Genomic DNA, 21,513 nt, shown 5'->3' with positions numbered 1-21,513 from the left:
AAGTGCAGACGATCAGCTACTTTGCTCTACCGTGAAAGGGATCTCCGTTCTCTGGATCTTTGCCCGGTCCATTGCTTCCTGCGTCAGTTTTTTCAGCAGTGTGTTCTTTTCTTCATCAATGAGTTCGAGGTCTGCGATATAGCTTTCCTCACTCATGATCTGGCCAGCAGCAAAATCACTTTCCGGTTTGCCCAGCTCCGTCGCCAGCACTCGAAGCTCTTCTTTCAGGCGATCCTTTTCTTCGGGTGATAACGTCAAATCTTCTGCCCTTGTGTCCATCGCTACTTTGTACTCGGTTGTCGCATCGATACGGCGCTGAAGACGCTTGAACGCCTGACGGTTAGAGCCCTTTACATAGCGATTCCACAGCGGTTGTTCTGCGATCGAATCGCGCAGCAAGTCGCCTTCCTCCAAGGCAAGAATCCGTTGCTCAGCTGCCTCGATCATCGGCGGTGTCACACCGGCAATCCTGCGAAACTGCATGCCGCGCGCCTGCCAGGGAAGATCCAACCGCTGCGCCAGTTCTGTCATATACGCCAGATGAACCTCTACCTCATCAATCGACCCTGTGACCTCACCTTGCGCATCTACACGCCTGAATCGCTCACCCGCTGCCAGGCGTTCCGACACCCGTCGACGGGCGATAGCGCCAAGCTGATCCAGGCGTGACTTGCCCCGGGCGAGTTCCAGCAGTTGCGTTTCGACCAGGTCCTTGGCAACCAATGCATAGGCCTCATGAACCAGCACCTCGACCCCCATCGCGTTGAACAGCTGAGTGCCGCCGTCGACACACTCCGTGGGGGAAAGGGCCTCATTGAAAAGCTTCTCGCGTAACTCGGTGTTTTGCGCCATGGCTTCGAGCATTCGCCAGACTTTACCGGTCAAATCGATTCGGTAAGCGCCCCCTGCCTTGAAGTCAGCGGACTCGGTGAGCTTTCGGATCTCATTGAAAAAGTTTTCCGAGTGGTATTCGTCTTCCACCTCGTCCCAGATTTTCTGCCTGACGCTCCATTCCTCCCTGGACATGCCCTCATCCCAGAAAGCGCCGTCCATGACTCCCCTGGGTGGATAGGGCCGCTCAGGGTCCATCCCGATTGATTCGGCATACAACCTGAGGGTGTTCCGGTTATCGGCGGATAACCACTGCGGCTCATGACTCAACCGGGTGCGTGTCAGGAGTTCCGCGCGAAACGAGCCGGGAGCCACCACCGGGATCTGCTCGAGCCGGTTTAAGCGCAGGTCCAGATAGATATGCCGTGGACGTGGCTTGGAGAACAGCCCAACTGGCCAACGGTCGATGCCACAACCGACGAGGGTCAAAATCTCCAGATGCGGCATCTGGCTGATGTCTGGCACCAGGACCAGCGGGTTGCCATTCATGTTTAGCCATTTAAGCTGCGTCAGTTTTTTCAGACGCGCCACGGCGCTCTGGGTCAGCGCGATGTCGTTGTCAATGAGCGTCAGATGCGTCAAAAACCACATCTCGCTCACTTCTGGGGGCAGACGATTGAGCAGGTTGCCCGTGAGGTCCAGTTGCCGCAGCCACCGGAATGGCTCGAGAAATTGCGTCTGACTGGCCAGCAGGGAGGTATTGCGCAGGCTCAAGTGAGTGACATGATCAAAATTGGCGCGCAACTTCGGCATTCCGACAAGGTGACGACCCATGGGCAAATCATCGAGGATCAGCGCCTGAGGCCGGATCACGCCTGGCATCTCCTCCCCTTCCGGCCCGACACGCTGCCAGCATTGCCTGATCAGTTTGTATAAGCGGTTTCGGGCTTCCCATTCGGCGACGCCCGCTGGGCTGAAGCGAAACGAGATGGTTTGAGAGTTGATCCACTGTTGCAGGGTCCGGCTCAACTGATCGAACTCGGCTTCCAGGCCTCTGAGGCCCTGTTCGACCACGACACTCTCCTGTCCGTACTGCGCCAGAAGCGATTCAACTTCTGCTTCGGTAAACGCCGGGTACAACGAGCGGACACGTCGACGAAACCCCGTCCACTCCAACGCCTGCCGGGTATAGCCAGGCATACCACCGCGCAGTTTCATGATCTCGGGGTCGTAGTGAGGTTTGCGAATCGGGTTCTCCAGTAGAATCGGCTCAAGCCGTTCGTGGCTCAGTGGATTGTCCTGAATCGCCTTCTCCAGCCCCTGCGCGTCATGAATTTCAAAGCCCAGCGCCGTGCGCTGCGCGTCGGGCAAGGCATGCAGGACGGCGGCGTATAGCGTGTCCTCACCGTGCAAGTGCTGATCGAGTTCATCCCTGGCCTCAAAAAGCCCGTTTTCGCTACGGACCAGTACTTTACGAATCGGTGCGCTCTGCGCTCCGACGCTGTCGAACAAGTTGCCCTGAGCGGAATAGTCGCGGATTTCGAGGCGCAAATCCTTGGGCCAACCCGGCAAAGACTCCAGTGAATGCAGGACCAGCCGCGTGGTGTCGCTGCTGTACAGCTCCGGGAGGTAAAGCCCTTCATATGCACGGTTCAGACGCAATTGCTCCAAGGCCTGGTCAGACTGTCGGGACAGGGCCATAGGCACGCGTTTTTTTTCGGTCATGAACTTCAAGTCCGCCGGATCAGCATGATGCAGCAGTTCTTCCGCCAGGCTGTTCGGCAGGTCCGACGCTCGGAGCTTGAGGCGTGCCACCAAGGGGGTCGTGAGGCGCTCGCGCTGTGCATAAAGACCATCGAAAAGCTGCCGTTTTTGTTTGGCTGCCTGCTCTGACAGTTTTTTGCGCAAGGTCTCGATGCGCGCCGTCCGGTCACCCGACAGCCACTCTCCAAGCACGTCGCGCAATGCCGTTTCATCGAGAAAATCCACGACCTTTTCAGGCAGTTTTCCTGCGACGAGGTCCTCATGGCTCAACGTTAACGTCTGCGCGGCAACAGCCTTGAAATCCCCGACCTTGACCGAAGGACCTGACAAATCAGGCCCTTCAAACACTTCGATGGCCTTACCGCGGGGCCATCCACTCAACTCAGTCATGAACCGGGGTAAAAATCCGGCCAGATCCGCGTTAACTCGATTGGCGAGAATCATCGCTTCGCAAGCTTCGGCATCTGCATACGCCTTGAAACGTTCAAGCGTATCGCCCATCAGCGCAGGCATGGTTTCGTGCTCGGCATGCAGGCGGCGCAATGCATTTTCGTGCACACCACTGACGTGCAGAACCTGCTCCAGCGTTTCATCGGACAATCCGTCAACTTGCGCTCCCAAACGCCTGAGCAACGTCGCCTTGTCCCATTCCAGCGGCATGTCGAGTTCAGTCTTCCAGCTGCCAGCACCGTTATGCTCCAGCAACGGCTGATAAGCGTCTGGCCGGGTCGGGTGCGCGAGTCGCTGCTGTCCGGTCTTCGGGTCTTGCTTGAGCGCATAATGTTTGTCGTCGATCCGCAGCAGATCCTGCCCTAGATGCCGGTAAAGCCCATCCTCGCTGGCTACGATGGTTTTGGGCACGGCGACCGGATGTTCGTAAGGCTTCAGATCAGGATTCCAGAGTTTTTCCCCATCACCGAATGCCACCGGTTTAAGGCCCTCGACAAACGGTGAAACCTTGACCGGGCTCACCGCCCCGCCCGGTACCACATGCCCGGCGCCCATGATCGCCAGTTGGGCGAAGTTGATCAGGACACCATTGATGTAGGCTGCTCCCTCCTCCTTGTCACCTTTACTCCAGTCCTCAATACCTTCTGCAAGCTCGGCCAGCATTTGCGCGACCATGATGCCCAGCACTGCCTCGCCAAGACCGGGTACGAGTAGCGCTGCATAACTGAAAATGTTCCAGCCGATGTCGAGATAGCTGGTCAGGCGCTTGAACCGGGTTGTCGCATCTTCATCGTCGGTCGGCACGGCAATGCTGCGAGCATCGGCAATGGCCTTGTCACGCCGATCGATGAACAGGCGCAACCATAAATCACCCGTTATCGTGTTGGTGATGGGCTCGGCATTGGGATTCTCGACCGCCGTTTCCCGCCACCAGGGCCCCATGTCCAGAGGTTCGCGTTGCACCCATTTGAATGTCTTGAGGCGTTCGTTGACCCGTGCGAAGAAATGCCCCTTGTCTTTGTGCGCGACGAATCGGCTGAAAAACGCCTGATAGTCCGGGTTTCGCAACTGGCTGATCAGCGTCTTCATGAAGTCGCTCAGTGATGCGTATTCCTTTACAGGATGGTCCGGATCATCCGGTACATAGGCGATCAACGTGCCGGTCAAGCGACTCTGCTGATGGATGTCGTCCTTTCGGATCACTTCATCGACCAGACCCTTCGGTCCGTTGGCGAAGAACGCCTGCAACAGCTTGAAGCGGTCATATGAATTGCCCCGTAGCACCGGAATTCTCTCGGACCATTCACTCCAGAATTTCCAGGCGTCGGGCGTTAACGCATCAATGGCCTGTTTGATCTGGGAAGGCTCACTGACCGCACTGAACAGCACAATGCCGGTCAGCCGAAATCCCATCAGCGACAATCGATGACCGTGCAGCGGCCGGTCATCCAGGGTGACATTCTCGTGACCCTCGCGGATGCCCCCCAACTTGCCGAACACCTGCGGGCAGATGTCGCCCTTCAACCGCGCAGTCAGTGCCGCCACATGAAAGGCTGATTTCTCGCTGGCCAATGATTCCTGCTGCAACACCTGTTTTGCCTGCGAAGACGTTGGCAGAAGAATGGACTGGAGGTGTTTCTGGTATTGCCCGCCGATATCCAGCTCTCGGCATAAGGTTGCGAACTCCGGCAGCGTAATCGCCGGGTCGAGTACAAGGCTGCCGCGCAGGTCCTTGCGATAGACACCTGAACTGTTTCGAAATGCATCTTTTTCGGTTTCAGACGCTTCGAAGTTGTGCAACGCGGCTTGCACCATCGTTGAGGTGCGAACGCGACTGGCGCCGGTGTCGATGCCGAAGATGATTTTGCTGGGCATTTCAAGTTGAACGGTCAGGTCATCAACGTTCTGCAAGGTCTTGAATGTCGACTGCAGCCCGTTGCTCAGCAAAGGCTTGGCGAAGGCATTGATGTCGTGCTGCAAGTCGCCGAGCGTCTTGTCCAGTTGTCCTTGCAGGCGCCAGCGTTCATCCATCAACGTTTTGAGTTCCCGACGATCGTCCTCTGAAGCACCTGCATACCAATCCGGCATCGCAGGTTTGGTTTCGACCAGCGCTTTCAAACGCGCAATCGGAGCCGTTTTTATTGCCGGCGGTATCGCTTCGAATACACGGTTGTAATGCATCCCCTTGTTATCGTTCGAAACGGGCTCGGCGTTTTCTATCGAATTGCTTCCATGCAAATCGGCCATAATTTGTTCACTTATTTAATGAATTGGGAGCCACCAGCTTATTCACCGCTCGCCCCCAAAAAAAGTCGAAAAAACAGTGGATCCAACCACGTTAACAAAGCCCGTTTTGTTCGAAAATTACGCTGCCGACATTACATATGTACCGCCACGACGGCCCTCGTTCATGCCACTGAATGAGCGGTCGTGTTTTTCTCCTCAAAGGGTCTACTATTTCGACTCGCACGCCTTCGTTTCATGTTCAGGTAACCGCCATGCGCCTTTCCGAGTTCATCGTCTTGAATGTTGATCGCATCGTCGATGAGTGGGAGCAGTTCGCCAAAACCATCACGCCTGCCGCCGAGACCATGGACAGTGCCGCCTTGCGCGACCATGCCGGTTCGATCCTCAGAGCGGCGGCGCGAGACATGAACAAACCCCAAACGCCCAGCGAACAAGTGGCCAAGGCCCGCGGTGAAGGCCCGGAAAAAACCCCGAGCCTCGACGAGGCCGGCGCCAGCCACGGTGAGCTGCGCCATACCGTAGGGTTCGATCTGGTGCAAATGACCAGCGAATTCCGTCATCTGCGCGCCTGTGTGATTCGCCTGTGGGTCGACAGCCTCCAATCCCCGGAAGTGGCGTATTTCCAGGACATGATCCGGTTCAACGAGGCCATCGACGAAGCCCTGGCGGAGTCCACAGCCACCTACGCCGAGCAGGTCAATCGCTCGCGGGACATCTTCCTGGCGATCCTCGGCCATGACCTGCGCGCGCCCCTGCAAGCGGTAAGCATGTCCACCGAAATCCTTCTGCGCAAGGCGACTCTCGAAGGGGATGCGCTCAAGTGCGCGATCCACATCAAGCGTGGCACCGGGCACCTGGCGATGATGGTCAGCGATCTGCTGGAACTGGTGCGCAGCCGCTTGGGCAAAAGCCTGCCAATCGAGCCCGCGCCCATGGACCTGGCCGAGGTGGCACAGGAGGCGATTGCCCGGGCCTGTGCCGGGCAACCGGAATGCGATCCGAGCCTGACTATTGCCGGCGATACCCACGGCATGTGGGACGCTAGAAGGCTCGATCAGATGCTGCAAAACCTGATCGGCAATGCGCTGCAACATGGCTCGAACAAACGCGAGGTGACGCTGACCCTGAGTGGGGAGGCGCACAGCGTGCGGCTGACGGTACACAACGACGGCCTGCCGATTCCCGCCGACGCGATCCCGACCCTCTTCGATCCTTTGGTGCGCAGCGCCAGCGAGGAGCTCGGCGAGCCCACCACCAGCCTCGGTTTGGGACTGTTTATCGTCAAGCAAGTAGTGGATACGCATCAGGGGACGATTGAAGTCAGTTCCAATGAGGCGGATGGGACTACGTTTACCGTGGTGCTGCCACGCAAAGTGCAGACTCGACATCACACGTAGGAGCTGCCGAAGGCTGCGATCTTTTGATGTTGTTTTTCATTATCGCTCGAGTGCCAAAGTTCAAGATCAAAAGATCGCAGCCTTCGGCAGCTCCTACTCCACCAACAACCGCCCCAACCGTTGCTTCAACATCAGGTTCTCCGCCCGTAGTTGCTGGACCTCTTCGAGCAAATCCAGCGCCAGGGCGACGCCTTCCCATTCCAGGTCCAGGTCGCGCCGCAGCTTGGCGGCGCGTTTGGCCAAGGTCAGCTCGTAGTCGTTGAACACCCAGTCCTTGGGCTGAGCGCCCTGAGGTTCGAGGATGCCGTGCTCGACGATTTCGATCACGTAGACGTCCGACAGGTCGGTCGCCTCACAGAATTCTGCCATGTCCAGTTGAACGATCAGGGGACTGCTCATGTCAGTGACTCCTTGGTTCTAGGGGATCAAAAGTTCTCCCGCGGATCGAACGCGGCTTTTTTCGCCAGCTCCTGCCACAAGGCCTTGATCTCATCGTCCGACTTCTTCGGCATGACCGCCTTCAGTTGCACGAACAGGTAACCGCGTTCTCCGGCCTTGTTCATCAAGCCATGGCCCTTGGCGCGCATGCGCTGGCCGTTCTGGCTGCCGGCCGGGACCTTGAGGTTGATCTTGCCGGTCAGGGTCGGCACGGCGACTTCAGCGCCCAAGGCCAGCTCCCACGGTGCCAGTGGCAAGGTGATGATCAGGTTCTCGCCTTCGACGTCAAATTTCGGGTGCGGCGCAAAACGGATCGTCAGGTACAGGTCGCCATTGGCCCCGCCACCGACGCCCGGAGCGCCCTGCCCTTTGAGGCGAATACGCTCGCCATCGGCCACACCGGCCGGGATCTTCACGTTCAGGCTCTTGCTGGTGTTGCTCACATGCTGGCCGGCCGCGTTGTATTGCGGCACCTGGAACGTGACCTTCTTCGATTCGGTCGACAGTGTTTCTTCGAGAAAGACCCCGAGTTCCATTTCCACGTCCTGCCCTCGACGTCCGGTGCTGCGACGCGACTGTTCACCGCCACTGAAACCAGGCCCACGGTTGCCGAAAATCGAACTGAAGAAGTCCGAAAAATCGCCCGTGTCCTGGCCACCGGTACCGAAACCGCCACGGCTTTGCCAGCCCGGTGGTCCCTGGAACGGTTGGCCATGCTGGCCATAGCGGCGCAGGTCGTCGTACTCGGCGCGCTTGTCGGCGCTTTTCAGCGCTTCATAGGCTTCCGAGGCATCCTTGAATTTGGACTCGGCGTCCTTTTCCTTGCTGACGTCGGGGTGGTACTTGCGCGCCAGTTTGCGATAGGCAGCCTTGATCGCCTTGTCGTCTGCGGTCGGTTCCACACCGAGAATCTTGTAATAGTCTTTGAAGTCCATCGCGGGAATCACCATCCGTTATCAAAATCGCGCCACCGTCGCAGCATGCACTTGTTTGCAGCATTGAGGTTGACCGATCTCAGTTTAGTGACCGGGCGGCGCAGCAAAAGTTTATCGGCAGCAGTCGGGGCTTCAAGGATTGCCCCGTGGCTCGCCGGTTGATGCAGGGTAGTTTGGGGGTGAACGGTCGTCTTTCAAGGATCATCAGACGAGATTTAGCAGATAACCGGCCTTCGAATCTGTCGCGCACTGACATACACTGCGCGGCCGTTTTTTAACCGGAACCTGAAAGACATGAACAACGCATCTCCAGCCCGTGCCTTGGGTATCGACTTTGGCACGTCCAACTCCACTGTCGGCTGGCTGCGCCCCGGCGTGGAAACGCTGATCGCGCTGGAGGACGACAAGATCACCCTGCCGTCAGTGGTCTTCTTCAATATCGAAGAACGCCGCCCGGTGTACGGCCGCCTGGCGCTGCACGAGTACCTGGAAGGCTACGAAGGTCGCCTGATGCGCTCGCTCAAGAGCCTTCTGGGGTCCAAGCTGATCAAGCACGACACCAGCGTCCTCGGCACGGCGATGCCGTTCAAGGACCTGCTCGGGCTGTTCATCGGCCAGCTCAAGAGCCGCGCCGAAGCCGCCGCCGGTCGGGAATTCGAAGAAGTGGTGCTGGGTCGTCCGGTATTTTTTGTCGACGATGACCCGATGGCCGACAAAGAAGCCGAAGACACCCTGGTGGACGTGGCACGCAAGATCGGCTTCAAGGAAGTCTCGTTCCAATACGAACCGATTGCCGCCGCATTCGACTACGAGTCGACCATCGAGAAAGAAGAGTTGGTACTGATCGTCGATATCGGCGGTGGTACTTCCGACTTCTCGCTGGTGCGCCTGTCGCCGGAGCGTCGGGGTGTGGATAACCGCCACGAGGACATCCTCGCCACGGGCGGTGTGCACATCGGCGGAACCGACTTCGACAAACAGCTCAGCCTGCAAGGCCTGATGCCGCTGTTCGGCTATGGCAGCCGCATGAAGAGCGGCGCCTATATGCCGACCAGTCACCACATGAACCTGGCGACCTGGCACACCATTAACTCGGTGTATTCGCAAAAATCCCAGTTGGCCCTGGGCAGCATGCGCTACGACATCGAAGACACCGGCGGCATCGATCGCCTGTTCAAGCTGATCGAACAGCGCGCCGGGCATTGGCTGGCGATGGAAGTGGAAGAAACCAAGATCCAGTTGACCCACGCCGAGAGTCGCCACGTACCGCTGGACCGCATCGAAGCCGGTTTGAGTGTGGAACTGAGCCGGGCGCTGTTCGAGTCGGCCATCGACAACCTCCTGGAACGCGTGCGCAACAGCGTCACTCAGCTACTGGCTGATGCCGACGTGCGGGTTGATCAGGTCGATACGGTGTTCTTCACCGGCGGTTCGAGCGGGATTCCGGCGCTGCGCAACAGTGTTTCGGCGATGTTGCCAAATGCTCGGCATGTGGAAGGGAACATCTTTGGCAGTATCGGCAGCGGTCTGGCGATTGAAGCGGCCAAGCGTTACGGCTCTATGGACTGATCCGAAACCAGGGTGCCCCAATCGCTAGCAGGCTAGCTCCCACATTGAATCTGTGGTGTTCACACAACATGTGTGGGAGCTAGCCTGCTAGCGATGGCGTCAGATCAGGCAATACAGCTGCCTGATCAAACCATTCCCACCTGCTTCAACTCGCTCTTCAGGTACGCGTAATAAATCGGCCCCGCCACCACCCCCGGCAGGCCGAATGCGGCTTCGAACACTAACATTGCCAGCAGCAACTCCCACGACTTGGCGCTGATCTGCCCGCCGACGATGCGCGCGTTGAGGAAGTACTCGAGCTTGTGGATAACGATCAGATAACCCAGCGCCGCCACCGCCACCCAGATCGACAGTGACAGGCCGACGATGGTAATCAGGGTGTTCGACATCAGGTTGCCGATCACTGGCAACAGTCCGAGCAGGAACGTCAGGACGATCAGGGTCTTGGTCAGCGGCAGCTTGATGCCAAACATCGGCAGCACCACCGCGAGGAAAATCCCGGTGAACACGGTGTTGAGCAAGGAAATCTTGATCTGTGCGAAGACGATGTTGCGAAAGGCCTGGACCAGCAGGTGCAGGCGATCGAACAGCGCGGCGGCCAATGGCTTGCGCTTGGTCAGATCCGGCACGCGCTGCAAGGCGATGATCGCGCCGAGCACCATGCCGATCAGTAACGTCACGAACATGTGCGCCGCGTCTTTGCCCACCAGTTGCAAATCACTGAGGTGCTTGCTCACCCACTCGCCAATCGCCACGCGAAATTCTGCGGCACTGGCCGGCAGGTAAGCGTCGATGAACGGTGGCAGTTGCCCGCGTGCGCGATCAACCACACCCATGAATTTGTCGAGCGAAGCGCCGGGGTTTTCGGCTTCGTGTAGCAGGAAGCTGATGGCACCGGCGAAGATCAGCGTCAGCACGCTGACAATCAAAGTCCCCAGCAAAGCCACGGCAAGCCAGCGCGCGCGCCGGCCTTCGATGAGCCGTTGCAGTTGCGGGGTGAGCATGTTGACCAGTTCGAATACGAGCAATCCTGCCAGCAGGCTGGGTAACAGGCGCAACGGCAACACCAGCAACAAACCGCCAAAAATAATGACCCAGCTGATGACCAGCAAAACTTGACGCTGAGAAAACGTTGGCATACAGCCTCAAAAACGAACGGCGTAAAAAGGATTGGCAGTCTGCCAGCGATCCGGTGTGAGCACTAGGATTGTGTCGATCGACCTTAGTGGGGGTTCAGGTTTTTTTCAGCGCCCTTAACGGCCCCATCGCGAGCAAGCTTGCTCCTACAGGAGAACTGAGTACACCGGACATTGTGGGAGCTAGCCTGCTAGCGATGAGGCCAGCACGGCTGCCACTGTCTTTGAGACGATTTACCTCTTCAGGCAATTGCTCATGAACGCCTTGCGCTCATCGCCTTTGAGAAGTTTGGCGGTAGCATTCGCGTTGCAGTTTTTCATTTTTTCCTGCTGAGGCGTCAACACTGTTCCTACCTCGTTGGCCGGCGGGGCCGCTTTCAGGCAGGTACTCATGAAGGCTTTGCGCTCATCGCCCTTGAGGCTTTTGGCCGTAGCGTCGGCATTGCAGGTGGTCATCTTTTCCTGTTGGGCCGTGTTGGCGGCAAAGCCCTGGGAGCACAGCAGCAAACCGATCATCAACAACGGGGCACGCAATATCTTCATGGAGTTTTCTCCTGCTTTCCGCACCGAAGGGCACGGCCTTGCACTGGAGTGTAGACAACGCCCGTTACACCTTCCTGTTCTCCAGGTGGCTGCGGCGATATTGCTCCGGCGTGCATCCGGCCTGGCGCTGGAACATGGCGATAAACGCCGAACCGGTGCTGTAGCCCATGTCGAAGGCAATTTCCTGAATACTGTGCTGGCTGTCCAATGCCTCGATGGCCGCGAGAAACCGCAGACGCTGGCGCCACTCACCGAAACTCATGCCCAGCTCGCGCACAAACTGTCGCGCCAGGGTGCGCTCGCTGACATGGATGCGCGCCGCCCATTGCGCCAACGGTCGATTATCCCCTGGCTCGGCCTGTAGCGCTTCCAGGATGGCGAACAGCCCGGAACTGCTGGCGTAGGGCAGATAGCACTCATGCACCGGCGCTTGTTGCAGTTGATCGACCAACACTTGGGCCAGACGCTTGTCCGCGGCCTGTTCGGGGATCTTCACATCCCGTGTGGCGAAGTCCTTGAGGATCGCCTTGAGAATATCGCTGATGGCCAGGGTACAGGCCTGTTGCGGCAGATCACTACACAACGACGGCGCGAGACAGACAGCGCGGTAATTGATTGGCTGATTGCTGTAGAAACTGTGCTCGGTTTCGGGCGGCACCCACACGGCGTATTGCGGCGGAGACATGAAACGGCTGCTGCCGATTTCCATGTGCAAGACCCCATTGGCCGAGTACTCAAGCGTGCCCCAGGGATGTCGGTGCGGCGCGGCATATTCGTGGGTGTTGAAGTCGGCGTAACGGAAGTACACCGGCGCCGGCAGTTCGCTGAAATCCAGCAGGTCGATGTGTTTACTGCTCATGCTGTCCGGAATCAGGGGTGGGTTGTCAGGTTCGAAGTATAGGCTTGAATCCAGACAGTGGATAATTGCCCCTCATTAACGTTCTGGTTTTCTGCGATGCAATACGCTTATCCCCTGTTGGCCATTTTTATCTGGGCCGGCAACACCGTGATCACCAAAATGTCGGCCGGGGCGATTTTCCCCGCCGAGATCGGTTTCTACCGCTGGCTGTTGGCCGGGTTGCTGTTCACACCGTTCATGCTCAAACCGGTGCTCAGCCATTGGCCGAAGATCCGCCCGAACCTGGGCAAGATCTTTGTCCTCGGCGTGCTCGGCATGGCGGTCTACCAAAGCCTGGCGTACTTCGCCGCCGCCCTGACCTCGGCCACCAACATGGGCATCATCCTGTCGCTGATGCCGTTGATGTCGTTGGCCATGGCGATCATCAGCCTCGGCCAGCGCCTGACCTTCGGCGCCTTGGCCGGTGCAGTGCTGTCGCTCGCCGGCGTTCTGGTGGTGGTGTCATCCGGCAGCCTCGGCACGCTGCTGGAACACGGCGTAAACCTGGGCGATGCGATGATGTTGGTCGCGACCCTGGCCTACGCGGTCTACAGCACCCTGCTGAAAAAATGGCAGCTGAAACTGCCGCCACTGGTGTTGTTGTATTTGCAGGTGTTGGTGGCCGTGGTGGTGCTGTTCCCGTTGTTTCTCGCCTCGGAGAAAGTCGGCCCGACCTTGCAGAATATTCCGCTGGTGCTTTACGCCTGTCTGTTGGCTTCGATGGTCGCGCCATTGGCGTGGATGCAGGCCGTAGTGCGTTTGGGACCGAGTCGCACCGTGATGTTCTTCAATTTGCTGCCGGTGATCACCGCGCTGATTGCGGCGGTGGTGCTGCATGAGCAATTGGCGATGTATCACTTGGTGGGCGGGGTGTTGACGTTGGGTGGGGTGATTGTTTCCGAGCGCTGGACGACCGTATTGAGCCGCAAGACTAGCGTTGCCTGAGCAAAAAAGATCGCAGCCTTCGCCAACTCCTACCTGTAAATACGCGCCAAATGTAGGCGCTGCCGAAGGCTCGGGCCGCGATCGGACGATCTCTTGACCTTACAGACCCGCCGCATTCAGCCGCGCCGCATGCTCGACAAACAACCGAACCGGCTCCGCCCCCTTCCCCACCAGCCCCAGCGACTGGTTGACGATGTCGAAGTGATCCAGCGGATACTCATCGCCAATCACCGTTCCCAGATGCGAGCTATATCGCCCCACCATGCCGTCACAATGCCCGGCTTCACGTACGAAGGTTTTGGCGAACAGCCGGCAACTGCGATTGGTCCCATCCAGCAGATTGCGTCCACGATCGGTAATGCCCGGCTGCAGGGTGCCGGACCAGGAGTAATAGCGCACGCCAGCAACCTCCTCCGGCCCGTGTCCACCCCAGGTTTCGGGCAGGCCCTGCGGATAACGTTGATTGAACAGCGCCACGCCCTCGGTAGTGAGGGAATGATGGGAGGCATGGATATCCACCGGCAGCTTCGGCCCGCGATAGCCGGTTTCCAGCAGGCACATCAACGCATTGACCATGTGCAATAGAAGGGTCAGCAACCGGCCGCTGACGCTGTCATGGGGATAGTGTCGGTGCAGGTAATCGGCGAGTTCAGAGCCGTGATTCGGCCCCGCCACCGAGGTGACCGAGGCGACCAGGTCCGGACGCCTGGCCGCTGCATAACGGGCGGTCAGCGAGCCTTGGCTGTGGCCGATCAGGTTGACCTTTGCGGCGCCGGTTTCCCGCAGAATCTCTTCGATTCGCGCCAACAGTTGCTCACCGCGCACTTCGCTGGAGTTGAGCGGCGAAACCTGCACCGCGAACACCACCGCACCACCACGGCGCAACGCCTCGACGATCCCGTACCAGTACGGATACAGCACCAGACGGATAAACCCGAGCATTCCCGGGACCAGCACCAACGGATAACGCGGAGCAGAACCTTGCGACATGGGCGGACATCCTTGTGATCGGTGAGATGACGCCAGGCAGGATGCAAGACATCCGCCAAGCATCAACAGCGAAGATGACAACTCGACGACCAGTCTATGACATCCGCCCTACTTCAGCCCCACCACGCCAGCCACGATCAGCCCGACCGACACCAGTTTGACCGCCGTCAGGCTTTCACCCAGCAGCGCGAAACCGAGAAACACCGTGCCTAGCGAACCGATGGCAGTCCAGATCGGGTAAGCGATGCTCACTGGCAATTCGCGCATGGCCAGGGTCAGGAAGTAGATCCCGCCCACGGCCGCTAGCACGGTGATCAGCGAAGGCCAGAGCCGGGTGAAGCCTTCGGCGTACTTCATGCCCATGGCGAAGGTGACTTCAAACCCGGCGGCGACCAGCAGAAACAGCCAGGCCATCTAGAACTCCCTGGCTAGCGCCAGCAGGCGCTGCTCGGCTTCGGCCGCAGAGATTTCGAAGGTGCGTTCGGCGGACTCCTCGCCCTCGACAGCAACCACCGTGACATCGGTGATGCCAATGAACCCGAGCACAGTGCGCAACAACGTATCGGCATGATTCAAGGCTTCCAGCTCACCGCCCGGACCGAAACCGAAACCGCCACGACTGGTGATGATCAGTGCCTTTTTGCCTTGCACCAACGGTTGATACTGGGCCACGCCATTGTCGAGGGTGTGATTGAACGTCAGCCCGACCCGCACAATCTGGTCGATCCAGGCCTTGAGGCCGCTGGGCACGCTGAAATTGTGCATCGGTGTGGAAATCACCAGCAAGTCGTGACCGAGCAGTTCGCTGACAAGCTGGTCGCTGAGCGCCAGGTCGGCCTGCATCGTCAACGGTCGCGCATCGGGTTCGGGATAAAAGGCGGCGGCCACGAACGCTTCGTTGACCGGCGCAATCAACACCCGGCCCACTTCGCGGCGGGTCAGTTTCGCGTCGGGATACCGGGCTTGCCACGCGGATAAAAAGCCTTCCGCCAGACGCCGCGAATGCGAACGCTCACCCCGTGGACTGGCATGCACAGCAAGAATTCTACTCATCTGAACCTCCTCAGGACTAAACTCAAACGGCTTGTGGCTTGCAGCTTGAAGCTCGCAGCTGCCCCGCTTCAAATGAGCAAAAATCAGTCAGGGTGAATTTGTTTCATCCATGGAGATTCGCATGTTTGCTTCGCTGCCGTTGACCGCCCTGCGCGCCTTCGAGTCCGCCTCACGCCTGCTGAGTTTCAAGGCCGCCGCTGAAGAGCTGTCAGTGACGCCGACAGCGGTATCCCACCAAATCCGCTCTCTGGAAACCTGGCTCGGCGTGCAACTGTTCGAACGCCTGCCCCGCCAGGTACGCCTGACCGACTGCGGAGAACGACTTTTCCACAGCCTGCACGGCGCCTTTCTCGACGTGGCGCAAAGCGTCGACACCCTGCGCCCGCAACGCAGTGGCACGAATCTGACGATCTCCACCACGGCCGCCTTCGCCGCCCTTTGGCTGGTACCACGGTTGGGGCGTTTTTATGCACGGCACCCGAACATCAACATCCGCCTGGACACCCACTGCGAAGTTATCGATCTGCACCAGGACGCCAGCGTCGATCTGGTGCTGCGCTACAGCCTCGACGATTACCCGAACCTGTATGGCCTGTGCCTGTTCGATGAGTCCTTCGGCGTGTACGGCTCGCCAGAACAGGTCGCCCTCGCGTCCCATCGCCTGCCGTCATTGATCAGCGTGCGTTGGCACAATTCGAAACTCTATGCCCACGGCTGGGAGGCCTGGTGCGCTCGGTCCGGCGAAACCTGGCTGACCGGCCAGCCCGCAGTGCGCGAGTACGACGAAGAGCATTACGCCCTGCAAGCAGCGATTGCCGGTCAAGGGCTGGTGCTGGCGAGCAATATTCTGGTGTCCGAAAGTGTGGCCAGCGGATTGTTGCTGGGCTATCGGAGTGATGTTCAGGTCGATGGCGCCGGTTACAGCGCCTTGTGCGTACCGGGACGCGAACGGCACCCGCCGGTGCGGGCGTTTTTTGCGTGGTTACGTGAAGAGGCGTTGGCGTCGGGACATGCTCTAACGACGTGAAAACGGTTGCGCCTGCCAGTCCGCCATCGCGAGCAGGCTCGCTCCACCGGTATTGCTGGAACGGGCTTGCTCGCGATGGTTCGCGCTAGCACCTATTTACCTGGCTTGACCGTGACAGGCGCCTTGCCAGCCTTCATTTGCTCGAGCAATGGCGCGCACTGATTCGGCTCACCGCCGCTCGGCGCCACCAGCGCCAGCAAGCCCGCCGCCGGTGCGGCGATTACGCCCAACGCAACCATTCCCGCGCCGCGCAACATCAACGGCACGGCTTTGACCCCGGCATCAGGCTTGATGAACTTGCCGCGCACATACAGTGGTGACCGCAAGGAAATCAAGCGCCAGCCCTTGGATTCCGGGGTGATGGTCAAGTCCAGTTGCTCCGTCGCCATGTTCGCCGTGCCGTCGACGTAGACGATGGCGTTTTCGGTGTCGAAGACGAACAGGCGCGTGGTCGCCAAACCTGACTGGATGCCGAAATCGGCGGCCGCGCAGTTGATCTTCACTTCCTTGTCGCCAAAGATCTTGCCGACCACATAATTACCGACGTTCAACCCCGCCAGCTCCATCAGCTCGCGACTGATGGCGCCGTCGTTGATCAGCATTTTCAGGTTACCGTTGGCACTTCCCAGCAGTTTGGCGACCGAGTTGCCACGCCCGGTAATGTCGGCATCGCCGTTGAGCTCGCCGAAGCTGGTTTTCATTGGTTCAAAGGTCGGGAACAGTTGTTTGAGCTTGAAGCCGCGCGCCGTCAGTTTTGCCCGGCCTTCCAGCGGGTCGGTATGGCCATTCAAACGAATCTGCGCATCCAGATTCCCGCCCGCCACGCCGAAGCGCAGCGGCTCAAGGCTGAGCACGCCGTCGGTGAGCACCAGGTGCGTGTAGAGATCGTTGAACGGAAGTTTTTCGCTGTGAACGATGCGCTTGCCGGTGAACTCGACATCGGCGTCCATATCGCGCCAGCGATCGGTCTTGAACTCTTCGACCGGCAACGCTTTGTCGGCCGGTTGCTTGCTGTCACCGCCACGGGCTTTTTGCTTGGCATTGGAGTCGGCACCGATCAGCGGGCCGAGATCGGCAAACAACAGTTGGTTGGACAGCAGCGCACCGCTGAGCTTCGGCCGGGGCTTGCTGGCGACGTAGCTCAGATTTCCGTGAATATCACTGCCACCGATCTTGCCGTTGAAGTCTTCATAGCGAAACACCGCGCCACCGGGCTCGTGAAGTTTTGCAATCAAGTGGCCGTCGGTGGCATACGGTGGTGTGTCCGGCAAGGTGATGCCGGTCAACGGATAAAGATTGCCCAGGCTGGTACCGGCCAGTTTCAAGCGCAGATTCAGGGCGCCGAGATTCATCGGATCGGTCAGGGTGCCGACCAACTCAATGCTTGAGTCAGCTACCTTCACCTGGGCCTGAAGCGGAAACGGCCGGGTTGAATCCTGCAGGGCCAGCAACCCACCGATCTTACCCTGGCCCGAGAGTTTCTCGCCGTGGTACTGGCCGTTGACCTTGAGGCCGAAGGCGTAGTCCTGCGGGGTCGTGCCTTGCGCCTGAGCGGTCTTCGTCTCCTTGTCGCCGACGATGTCGCTGAACGGAATCGGTTTGCCCAAGGGATCGATTAGCACGTCGAGTCGGGTCTTGAGGTTCTGGTCGTCGAGGGTGACGTGGCCCTTGTCGAAACCGATCGCACCGATATCCACCACCCAACTCGACGGTTCGGCATTCGGGTCCTTGGGATCGAACTTGAATATCCAGTTGGCGCGTCCATCGGCCAGGCGTTGCAGGTCGGCATTCGGCTCGGTGAGGTCAATGCGCGGAATCACCACCCGCTGCGCCAGCAACGCCAAGGGCGAAATGCGCAATTCGACGCGTTTGAGGGTGACCATTTGCGGCGCCTTGGACCAGTCCGGGTTGCCCAGGCTCAGGTCTTGCGCGACCACATGTGGCCAAGGTACCCAAGCGCGCCAGCCGCCTTCATCGGGCTCGCGTTGCCAGACCACCGACAGGTCGCCATTGATCGCAAACGCCCTGTGCAGCTCTTGCGAAACTTTGGCATTGAGCGGCGGTTTGATCCGGTTCCAGTCAAAGAACACGATGACCAGCACCAATACCGCCAGCAGGACTACGAGGCTGGCGAAGGTCCAGGCGAGAATTTTACGGGTGCGCGTCATTGCACAGGACTCCTGATACGACTGAGCGCCCGGACTGCGACGCACATTTGAAACGGTAAGCCGGAAGCGGCCTGCCATGAACTCTACGACTGAAAAAAGCTACGCAGGTTTAATCGAAAGACCAATTTTACCGAAACACACCAGTCCGATACCGACTCATCAGTCATTTAGCGTTACGGCCGCGCACTTTTGCGCGTCATGCACGGGTTGAAGATACCCATACCAGCGCCAAACCAACTCCCGGAAATGCCCGGTCTAGAGCCACTGCGCAGAACAATCAATTCTGTTGATTATTACCATTGCGTTTATGAACTTTTATATCGACTTATCGAGAGTAGCATTGCCCTCGTACCCACTTTCCAGCACTCCCAAGGAGCACAACAATCATGAAACGCCAAATATTTCTTAGCCTTACCCTCTCGATGCTGGCCGGCACCGCCTTCGCTCTGCCTGCCGCTGAACAGGCAACCCCACAAGTAAAAGCCAGTCACTCGGTGTTCAGCCAAACCGTGGCTGCCGATGGTTCTGACCGTACTCCACAAGGCCAGACCCTGGCTGCTGATGGCTCGGACCGCACGCCACAAGGCCAGACCCTGGCTGCTGACGGCTCGGACCGCACGCCACAGGGCCAGACTCTGGCTGCTGACGGCTCGGACCGCACGCCACAGGGCCAGACTCTGGCTGCTGACGGCTCGGACCGCACGCCACAAGGCCAGACCCTGGCTGCTGACGGCTCGGACCGCACGCCACAGGGCCAGACTCTGGCTGCTGATGGATCCGACCGTACCCCACAAGGTCAAACGCTCGCTGAAGGCGGTGGTGATCGTGTGATCGAACGCAACAGCGCTCTGAGCTAAGCCCCATGGCCGCTCAGAAAAAAAGCCCAATCAACGGATTGGGCTTTTGACTTTTTGGCGGTTCAGTTGATAGCAGCACTTCCCCGCGTGATCCCTTCGATAGTCGTTCGACGCCAGTAAAGCCGATTTGCTAGAGTGCGCCGCTGTCCTTGTCCAGAAAACACCCTTGCGATGCTGCCCCGCGCCGAACAGAAACAACAGACCCGTAACGCCCTGATGGACGCTGCCCGGCGCTTGATGGATGGCGGCCGAGGATTCGGCAGCCTGAGCCTGCGCGAAGTGGCGAAAACCGCCGGCATCGTGCCCACCGGTTTCTACCGGCATTTCGCCGACATGGATGAGCTGGGCCTGGTATTGGTCAGCGAAGTCGGTCAGACCTTTCGCGAAACCATTCGCCTGGTTCGCCACAACGAGTTCGTGATGGGCGGCATCATCGATGCTTCGGTGCGGATCTTTCTCGACGTGGTCAGCGCCAACCGTTCGCAGTTCCTGTTTCTCGCCCGTGAGCAGTACGGCGGCTCGTTGCCGGTGCGCAAGGCGATTGGCCGTTTGCGCGAAGACATCAGCTCGGACCTGGCCGCCGATTTGTCGCTGATGCCGAAACTGCAACACCTGGACATCGCCGGCCTGAACGTCATGGCCGACCTGATCGTCAAGAGTGTGTTCGCCACCCTGCCGGACATCATTGATCCACCGGCCGAAGCGCTGCCTGAACATCTGACGCCCCAGGCGAAAATCACCCAGCAACTGCGCTTCATCTTTATCGGCCTGAAGCACTGGCAAGGGCTCGGCAGCACTGAGTAGTTTCTGTGGATGAAATCCTTGTAGGAGCAAGCTTGCTCGCGATGAGGGCATGCAATTCACCCTCGATGTGACCGTTACACTGCTTTCGCGAGCAAGCTCGCTCCTACAATTAACCGTGTCGCTTCAACTTGGTGCGCAAACCAGAAATGACGCACCAACTTCTGCCACGATTTCGCCGCACCGTCTCTCGCCCTACATCTCCGACAGCCATTTCCTACACATCACCCCGATTGGCAAGCCCCTTGCTCTAGCCTGAACATTGTTCATTGCTGGAAGCCTCCCGATGCTGGTGATTCACCGCAGAATCGACCCCCAACCCGCCTGGACCACCGAACTTCACCTGACGTTCGAAGCCCGCAGCAAAAGCCGTTTGCGCTGTTTCAGCGCCGAGGGCGAAGACGTCGGGTTGTTTCTGGAACGCGGTCAGCCGCCGCTGTATGACGGTGAATGCCTGCAAGCCGAAGACGGGCGTATCGTCCGCGTTTGCGCCCGTCCCGAACAATTGCTGCACGTCACCTGCGCCAACGCTTTCGAACTGACCCGCGCCGCCTATCATCTGGGCAACCGCCATGTCGCCCTGCAAGTCGGCGATGGCTGGCTGCGTCTGCTCGACGACTACGTGCTCAAGGCCATGCTCGAACAACTGGGCGCCTGCGCCGAAAACATGGAAGCGCCATTCCAGCCGGAGCACGGTGCCTACGGCGGCGGCCATCACCATTCGCGTCATGGCGATGAAGATTTCAACTACGCGCCGAAACTGCACCAGTTCGGCGTGCGCACATGAACCCGGCCTGGGCCCTGCTGCGCCTGGCGAGTCCGCAATTGCCGATTGGCGGCTACAGCTACTCCCAAGGGCTGGAAATGGCTGTGGATAACGGCCGGGTTCACGACCCCGACAGTGCGCGACACTGGATCAGTGATCAGTTGCTTTTGAATCTGGCACGCTTCGAAGCCCCGCTGTTGCTCGCCCATTGCGTGGCCGCCAGCGAGGAAAATTGGGACGAGTTGCTGCAACACTGCGAACGACACCGCGCCAGTCGTGAAACCCGCGAGCTTCATCAGGAGAGCCGACAGATGGGCTACTCGCTTCAGCAGTTGCTCAACGGTTTACCCGAACTCGATGAGCCGGCCCGCACCTTCCTCGATCAGCGTGCCGAACCGCATCTGGCCCTGGGCTGGGCGTTGGCCGCCCGCGCCTGGCTGATCACCCCGCAAGATGCCTTGGCCGCATGGCTCTGGAGCTGGCTGGAAAACCAATTGGCGGTGCTGATGAAAACCCTTCCCCTGGGTCAGCAAGCCGCCCAACGCCTGACCAGCGAACTGCTGCCGCTGCTTCAACAAGCTCAACAGAACGCCACTCGAATCGATCCCGATCATTACGGCAGCGCCGCGTTTGGCTTGTCCCTGGCGTGTATGGCCCACGAGCGCCAATACAGCCGCCTGTTCCGTTCCTAGGGCCTT

At 59.0% G+C, this 21,513-nt stretch carries 18 protein-coding genes; 8 read left to right on the top strand and 10 right to left on the bottom strand.

The window, feature by feature from the left end; translation table 11 throughout:
- Nucleotides 1–12: 12 nt before the first annotated feature.
- A complete protein-coding gene (locus QMK58_RS03435; RefSeq protein ID WP_371259747.1) occupies nucleotides 13–5,226 on the bottom strand; it encodes an NEL-type E3 ubiquitin ligase domain-containing protein in 5,214 nt (1,737 codons plus the stop codon).
- Between the two features lie 317 nt (nucleotides 5,227–5,543).
- Here QMK58_RS03435 and QMK58_RS03430 point away from each other — a divergent pair, with 317 nt between their 5' ends.
- On the top strand, nucleotides 5,544–6,689 hold the full coding sequence (locus QMK58_RS03430; protein WP_053153834.1) for a sensor histidine kinase: 1,146 nt from the start codon (nucleotides 5,544–5,546) through the stop codon (nucleotides 6,687–6,689).
- Nucleotides 6,690–6,782: 93 nt separating this feature from the next.
- Here QMK58_RS03430 and QMK58_RS03425 read toward each other — a convergent pair whose 3' ends face one another.
- Entirely contained in the window at nucleotides 6,783–7,088 is a 306-nt protein-coding gene (locus QMK58_RS03425; RefSeq protein WP_053153831.1) for a chaperone modulator CbpM, read from the bottom strand.
- A 26-nt stretch (nucleotides 7,089–7,114) separates the two neighbouring features.
- The gene (locus QMK58_RS03420; RefSeq protein WP_320395865.1) at nucleotides 7,115–8,062 is read right to left on the bottom strand and encodes a DnaJ C-terminal domain-containing protein; all 948 of its coding nucleotides are present in this window, start codon (nucleotides 8,060–8,062) and stop codon (nucleotides 7,115–7,117) included.
- Between the two features lie 294 nt (nucleotides 8,063–8,356).
- On the opposite strand from QMK58_RS03420, the gene QMK58_RS03415 reads away from it, so the two are divergent.
- Nucleotides 8,357–9,631: an Hsp70 family protein gene (locus QMK58_RS03415; protein WP_053153825.1), complete on the top strand. Its 1,275-nt coding sequence runs from the start codon at nucleotides 8,357–8,359 to the stop codon at nucleotides 9,629–9,631.
- Between the two features lie 125 nt (nucleotides 9,632–9,756).
- Here the strand turns inward: QMK58_RS03415 and QMK58_RS03410 are convergent, their stop codons facing one another.
- The 3 genes from QMK58_RS03410 to QMK58_RS03400 form a co-directional block, all read right to left on the bottom strand.
- A complete protein-coding gene (locus QMK58_RS03410; RefSeq protein ID WP_053153822.1) occupies nucleotides 9,757–10,770 on the bottom strand; it encodes an AI-2E family transporter in 1,014 nt (337 codons plus the stop codon).
- 231 nt (nucleotides 10,771–11,001) lie between these two features.
- The gene (locus QMK58_RS03405) at nucleotides 11,002–11,310 is read right to left on the bottom strand and encodes a PsiF family protein (protein ID WP_053153819.1); all 309 of its coding nucleotides are present in this window, start codon (nucleotides 11,308–11,310) and stop codon (nucleotides 11,002–11,004) included.
- Between the two features lie 64 nt (nucleotides 11,311–11,374).
- On the bottom strand, nucleotides 11,375–12,169 hold the full coding sequence (locus tag QMK58_RS03400) for an AraC family transcriptional regulator (RefSeq protein ID WP_053153816.1): 795 nt from the start codon (nucleotides 12,167–12,169) through the stop codon (nucleotides 11,375–11,377).
- A gap of 96 nt (nucleotides 12,170–12,265) precedes the next feature.
- On the opposite strand from QMK58_RS03400, the gene QMK58_RS03395 reads away from it, so the two are divergent.
- Nucleotides 12,266–13,153, top strand: a complete 888-nt coding sequence (locus QMK58_RS03395; RefSeq protein ID WP_053153813.1) for a DMT family transporter — start codon at nucleotides 12,266–12,268, stop codon at nucleotides 13,151–13,153.
- 99 nt (nucleotides 13,154–13,252) lie between these two features.
- On the opposite strand, the gene QMK58_RS03390 is transcribed toward QMK58_RS03395, so the two are convergent.
- The 3 genes from QMK58_RS03390 to QMK58_RS03380 form a co-directional block, all read right to left on the bottom strand.
- Complete coding sequence (locus tag QMK58_RS03390) at nucleotides 13,253–14,143, bottom strand: lipase family alpha/beta hydrolase (RefSeq protein ID WP_053153810.1); 891 nt, start codon at nucleotides 14,141–14,143, stop codon at nucleotides 13,253–13,255.
- 108 nt (nucleotides 14,144–14,251) lie between these two features.
- Nucleotides 14,252–14,557, bottom strand: a complete 306-nt coding sequence (locus tag QMK58_RS03385; protein WP_053153807.1) for a DMT family transporter — start codon at nucleotides 14,555–14,557, stop codon at nucleotides 14,252–14,254.
- Nucleotides 14,558–15,196, bottom strand: coding sequence for an FMN-dependent NADH-azoreductase (locus QMK58_RS03380; RefSeq protein WP_053153800.1), 639 nt, complete (start codon nucleotides 15,194–15,196; stop codon nucleotides 14,558–14,560).
- A gap of 109 nt (nucleotides 15,197–15,305) precedes the next feature.
- On the opposite strand from QMK58_RS03380, the gene QMK58_RS03375 reads away from it, so the two are divergent.
- On the top strand, nucleotides 15,306–16,223 hold the full coding sequence (locus QMK58_RS03375; RefSeq protein ID WP_172681777.1) for a LysR substrate-binding domain-containing protein: 918 nt from the start codon (nucleotides 15,306–15,308) through the stop codon (nucleotides 16,221–16,223).
- Nucleotides 16,224–16,315: 92 nt separating this feature from the next.
- Here QMK58_RS03375 and QMK58_RS03370 read toward each other — a convergent pair whose 3' ends face one another.
- The gene (locus QMK58_RS03370) at nucleotides 16,316–18,391 is read right to left on the bottom strand and encodes an AsmA family protein (protein ID WP_053153795.1); all 2,076 of its coding nucleotides are present in this window, start codon (nucleotides 18,389–18,391) and stop codon (nucleotides 16,316–16,318) included.
- A 386-nt stretch (nucleotides 18,392–18,777) separates the two neighbouring features.
- Between QMK58_RS03370 and QMK58_RS03365 the strand changes: the two genes are divergently transcribed.
- The 4 genes from QMK58_RS03365 to QMK58_RS03350 all read left to right on the top strand — a co-directional run bounded on the left by QMK58_RS03365 (nucleotide 18,778) and on the right by QMK58_RS03350 (nucleotide 21,507).
- Nucleotides 18,778–19,248, top strand: coding sequence for a hypothetical protein (locus tag QMK58_RS03365; protein ID WP_053153792.1), 471 nt, complete (start codon nucleotides 18,778–18,780; stop codon nucleotides 19,246–19,248).
- 171 nt (nucleotides 19,249–19,419) lie between these two features.
- Nucleotides 19,420–20,052 carry a TetR family transcriptional regulator gene (locus QMK58_RS03360; RefSeq protein WP_095056332.1) on the top strand — a complete coding sequence of 211 codons (633 nt, stop codon included), beginning with the start codon at nucleotides 19,420–19,422 and terminating at the stop codon, nucleotides 20,050–20,052.
- 283 nt (nucleotides 20,053–20,335) lie between these two features.
- Nucleotides 20,336–20,836 carry an urease accessory protein UreE gene (gene ureE, locus QMK58_RS03355; protein WP_320395864.1) on the top strand — a complete coding sequence of 167 codons (501 nt, stop codon included), beginning with the start codon at nucleotides 20,336–20,338 and terminating at the stop codon, nucleotides 20,834–20,836.
- Nucleotides 20,833–21,507 (top strand): urease accessory protein UreF, encoded by a 675-nt coding sequence (locus QMK58_RS03350; RefSeq protein WP_320395863.1) that lies wholly within the window; start codon nucleotides 20,833–20,835, stop codon nucleotides 21,505–21,507. Before ureE ends, QMK58_RS03350 begins: the two co-directional genes overlap by 4 nt.
- The last annotated feature ends 6 nt before the right edge of the window (nucleotides 21,508–21,513 follow it).

It is taken from the genome of Pseudomonas sp. P8_241, assembly GCF_034008315.1.
GTDB lineage: Bacteria > Pseudomonadota > Gammaproteobacteria > Pseudomonadales > Pseudomonadaceae > Aquipseudomonas.
This window is presented reverse-complemented; position numbering and strand designations above follow the sequence as displayed.

What these genes read in the sequence shown, in the direction of transcription:
- QMK58_RS03435 (WP_371259747.1), bottom strand. Translation starts at nt 5,226, where the DNA reads ATGCATTACAACCGTGTATTCGAAGCGATACCGCCGGCAATAAAAACG.
- QMK58_RS03430 (WP_053153834.1), top strand. Translation starts at nt 5,544, where the DNA reads ATGCGCCTTTCCGAGTTCATCGTCTTGAATGTTGATCGCATCGTCGAT.
- QMK58_RS03425 (WP_053153831.1), bottom strand. Translation starts at nt 7,088, where the DNA reads ATGAGCAGTCCCCTGATCGTTCAACTGGACATGGCAGAATTCTGTGAG.
- QMK58_RS03420 (WP_320395865.1), bottom strand. Translation starts at nt 8,062, where the DNA reads ATGGACTTCAAAGACTATTACAAGATTCTCGGTGTGGAACCGACCGCA.
- QMK58_RS03415 (WP_053153825.1), top strand. Translation starts at nt 8,357, where the DNA reads ATGAACAACGCATCTCCAGCCCGTGCCTTGGGTATCGACTTTGGCACG.
- QMK58_RS03410 (WP_053153822.1), bottom strand. Translation starts at nt 10,770, where the DNA reads ATGCCAACGTTTTCTCAGCGTCAAGTTTTGCTGGTCATCAGCTGGGTC.
- QMK58_RS03405 (WP_053153819.1), bottom strand. Translation starts at nt 11,310, where the DNA reads ATGAAGATATTGCGTGCCCCGTTGTTGATGATCGGTTTGCTGCTGTGC.
- QMK58_RS03400 (WP_053153816.1), bottom strand. Translation starts at nt 12,169, where the DNA reads ATGAGCAGTAAACACATCGACCTGCTGGATTTCAGCGAACTGCCGGCG.
- QMK58_RS03395 (WP_053153813.1), top strand. Translation starts at nt 12,266, where the DNA reads ATGCAATACGCTTATCCCCTGTTGGCCATTTTTATCTGGGCCGGCAAC.
- QMK58_RS03390 (WP_053153810.1), bottom strand. Translation starts at nt 14,143, where the DNA reads ATGTCGCAAGGTTCTGCTCCGCGTTATCCGTTGGTGCTGGTCCCGGGA.
- QMK58_RS03385 (WP_053153807.1), bottom strand. Translation starts at nt 14,557, where the DNA reads ATGGCCTGGCTGTTTCTGCTGGTCGCCGCCGGGTTTGAAGTCACCTTC.
- QMK58_RS03380 (WP_053153800.1), bottom strand. Translation starts at nt 15,196, where the DNA reads ATGAGTAGAATTCTTGCTGTGCATGCCAGTCCACGGGGTGAGCGTTCG.
- QMK58_RS03375 (WP_172681777.1), top strand. Translation starts at nt 15,306, where the DNA reads ATGGAGATTCGCATGTTTGCTTCGCTGCCGTTGACCGCCCTGCGCGCC.
- QMK58_RS03370 (WP_053153795.1), bottom strand. Translation starts at nt 18,391, where the DNA reads ATGACGCGCACCCGTAAAATTCTCGCCTGGACCTTCGCCAGCCTCGTA.
- QMK58_RS03365 (WP_053153792.1), top strand. Translation starts at nt 18,778, where the DNA reads ATGAAACGCCAAATATTTCTTAGCCTTACCCTCTCGATGCTGGCCGGC.
- QMK58_RS03360 (WP_095056332.1), top strand. Translation starts at nt 19,420, where the DNA reads ATGCTGCCCCGCGCCGAACAGAAACAACAGACCCGTAACGCCCTGATG.
- ureE (WP_320395864.1), top strand. Translation starts at nt 20,336, where the DNA reads ATGCTGGTGATTCACCGCAGAATCGACCCCCAACCCGCCTGGACCACC.
- QMK58_RS03350 (WP_320395863.1), top strand. Translation starts at nt 20,833, where the DNA reads ATGAACCCGGCCTGGGCCCTGCTGCGCCTGGCGAGTCCGCAATTGCCG.